Genomic DNA, 3,135 nt, shown 5'->3' on the forward strand with positions numbered 1-3,135 from the left:
AGACCCTTTAATGGTAATTCGGCAAATTCGGGATCAGCTAGAAAAGCCTTTTTGTCAGTAAATGCTAGACGCATCGCTTCGGCAATTAAGTAATATTTTTCCCATGAATGTACATCATATTGTTCTAAGTGGAAGCTCTCCAATATTTTTAGAATTTGAATGACAGTGAATCCTCCTGCACTTGGGGCCATCGATGAAGCAATTTGGTAATCCTTATAAGTACCAAACATTGGTTCATCAATGGTTGCTTTATAGTCCTGTAAATCAGAAAGTTTCATAAAACCTCCAAGTTCCTGAATACAAGAAATGATTCCTTCTCCGATTTCACCTTCATAAAAAGCGGAAATTCCATCACGCTGTAATATTCGATAGGTATTAGCCAATTTTTCTTTTATTAGGAGGTCACCAGCTTTGTATGGTTTACCGTTTGGAATGAAGAATTTACGGGCTTCCTCCCCTAACCGATACTCAAAATTTTCAAGGGCATCACAAAATACCCAATTGACAGGAACTCCTTTTTCAGCGAATTCAATAGAGGGCTCAATAAGCTCAGCTAATGTCTTACTACCGTATTCGGAGAGAGCTTCATCTATAGCCTTAAGAATTCCTGGAATACCAACTGCTGTAGCTTTAATCGAACGTTTTTTAAATGGGATGACTTCCCCTTTTTCATCAAGAAACATGTTTGGATGCGCGGCTTTAGGTGCTCTTACATGGCCATCGAATATTTTAGTTTCCTTATTCTTTTCGTTATATACCATAAGAAAACCACTGCCACCGATACCAGTCATCATAGGTTCTACAATATTCAGAGCAAATTGGATGGCAACCGCCGCATCAACCGCATTTCCACCTTCACGTAATATTTTTTTCCCAATGGAAGTAGCTACGGGATGAGCGGTAACGACCATTCCGGCCTTTCCTGTGGCTGTTTCCCTCTTGTAATCATCTTTAGTGTTTCCATTGTTGTTTTCCAAAGTAATTCCTCCAGTATTCAGTCCTTTTATCTGCCAAGTCGTAACGCCTTTTTTAAAAGAAAACCTTGTCATTACTGATGAATGACAAGGAGTTTTTTCGTAGGTATTTATTTATTCTTAATCAGCAAATGATAAATATACGAAAAATGCTAACGTTACAAGACATAAAGCCACCATGGCAGTCGTAGTCAAAGCCATATAAGACCCCTCCTTAAAAAGACTTGAATCTTATTAAGTTCTCCAAATATCGTCAAAATCCTTCATTTACAAATTGAATAGTGGATATTTAGTAAAAAAGTTTGGGTTCATGAACTTTATATAGGTATTTATCCTTTTTTAAGATTTTTGAAACCTGGGTAACTATATATTCGTAATTACTAAAAAATAAAAGTATACTAAATATATAGAAAATAATAATAAGAAGAAGGGAAGGGGGAGTGTGATTTGAAATCAGCGGTTTGGTTCAGGAAAAGTCTCGTCATTTTAGTATCCGTTTTGACATTTGGGCTTGTCACCCCTTCAGATCTATCGTGGCTGGCTGAAGCCGATTCGTTAAAGGATACTAAAAAAGGGTTAGTAGAAGAAGAACATTTATCCTATCTTTCTTCTCAAAAACCTACTGATATAGAAGAGGAATTTAATCGGGAAGAGTTCTTATCAGGCATTCTGGATAAAGCTGAGGAAAACGCATTTATGAAATTTGGCGAGAAAATCAATCCTAAAATTGGTGATGAATTCAAAATAGCCATATTACCAAAAATGGAAGATGCTATTACAGAAATAACGTCCCAATTTCCTGATGAAAAATTACAGCAATTAACGATTACTGAGCAGCCAAGTGCGGGTAGAGCGGAGAAAATTTTTCATATATTTGATTCGATAAGCGGCAAGGATATCATGCGGTTCCATGTCAGACAGGAGAATCCTCCATTAGAGGGATATTGGTTTGATTTTCATTATCATACCTATCATGATTCATATGCGACCCATTATGATTTAGGGAAAATATATTGGGATAAAAATACACCCCCAGAGTGGACAAGTAAACAAAGACTCTCTTAGTAGCTTGGTTCCATTGATTTTAAGCACATGTAAGAGTATGATAATTGTTATATAAGTATTAAATGATACGTTGTTATGCAACGTATTTATTTTGTGTTAAACAAAGTACAAGATTAGATAGTTTAAAGCTAGTTAAGTAAGATGAACTTTTTCAATTGGGTTTCTACTTTTATAGTTACAGTAGCAGAGGAGTCTTCATCATGTCAGAGTTGTTAAATAACGTCATTAATACATATGCTCAATTTTTTGACTGGAATATGTGGGGTGAGGTTTTAACCGACCCGGTTAGCTGGGGATTGATTGGTACGCTCGTATTAATGGAAGGACTACTGTCAGCGGATAACGCTTTGGTTTTGGCGGTAATGGTCAGGCACCTGCCGGAAAGACAACGGAGAAAAGCTCTTTTTTATGGTTTGTTAGGTGCTTATGCTTTCCGGTTTGTAGCAATTGGAATAGGTGTTTTCCTCATTAAACTTTGGTGGGTGAAGGTCATTGGAGCCGGCTACCTTGGTTGGCTCTCGTTCAAATACTTTAGAGATAAAAGAAAAAAACAAGCTGGAAACGATGAAGATATTCAGGGAATGAGTAAAAACAGCTTGCTGATCCGTATGTTTGGTACCTTATGGGGAACGGTTGCTGCTGTAGAATTAATGGATATTGCATTTTCCGTCGATAGCGTATTGGCTGCCTTTGGGGTAAGTGAAAAAGTCTGGGTTCTCTTAACCGGTGGGATGATTGGTGTTTTGATGATGCGAGGCGTGGCTGGGTTATTTTTAAAGCTGATTGATAAGATTCCAGAATTAGAAACTGCAGCATATGTTTTAATAGGGTTCATTGCTATAAAAATGCTTATTGCTGTTGCAGGGATTGAAATTCCTCATGCTATCTTCTTTGCCTTTATTTTCATTATTTTCGGCACTACGATCGTATTTCATTTTAAGAAAGAAAAAAGAGTTAAAGAACACGGTTAAACAATCAATAATAAAAGCTGACATCAAAATGATGTCAGCTCAGTTTGTAGACAAAAGGGGTTCGGAATTATAAAATTCCGAACCCCTTTTGAAATTCCCTTTGAATTTTGGTCCAAGGTTAAGAT

The 3,135-nt window shown here is 36.9% G+C and carries 3 protein-coding genes; 2 read left to right on the forward strand and 1 reads right to left on the reverse strand.

All coding sequences use genetic code 11. From position 1 onward, the window contains the following. A partial coding sequence (locus tag AC1DUW_RS24350) for a gamma-glutamyltransferase family protein (protein ID WP_477643675.1) occupies positions 1–977 on the reverse strand: 977 nt, incomplete at its 3' end. A gap of 444 nt (positions 978–1,421) precedes the next feature. Between AC1DUW_RS24350 and AC1DUW_RS24355 the strand changes: the two genes are divergently transcribed. Both AC1DUW_RS24355 and AC1DUW_RS24360 read left to right on the forward strand, forming a co-directional pair. Beyond that, positions 1,422–2,039, forward strand: coding sequence for a YpjP family protein (locus AC1DUW_RS24355; RefSeq protein ID WP_053346630.1), 618 nt, complete (start codon positions 1,422–1,424; stop codon positions 2,037–2,039). 200 nt (positions 2,040–2,239) lie between these two features. Continuing rightward, the gene (locus AC1DUW_RS24360) at positions 2,240–3,010 is read left to right on the forward strand and encodes a TerC family protein (RefSeq protein ID WP_053346629.1); all 771 of its coding nucleotides are present in this window, start codon (positions 2,240–2,242) and stop codon (positions 3,008–3,010) included. Positions 3,011–3,135 lie beyond the last annotated feature (125 nt).

It is taken from the genome of Peribacillus sp. P4_C12 (assembly GCF_056402095.1).

What these genes read in the sequence shown, in the direction of transcription:
- AC1DUW_RS24360 (WP_053346629.1), top strand. Translation starts at nt 2,240, where the DNA reads ATGTCAGAGTTGTTAAATAACGTCATTAATACATATGCTCAATTTTTT.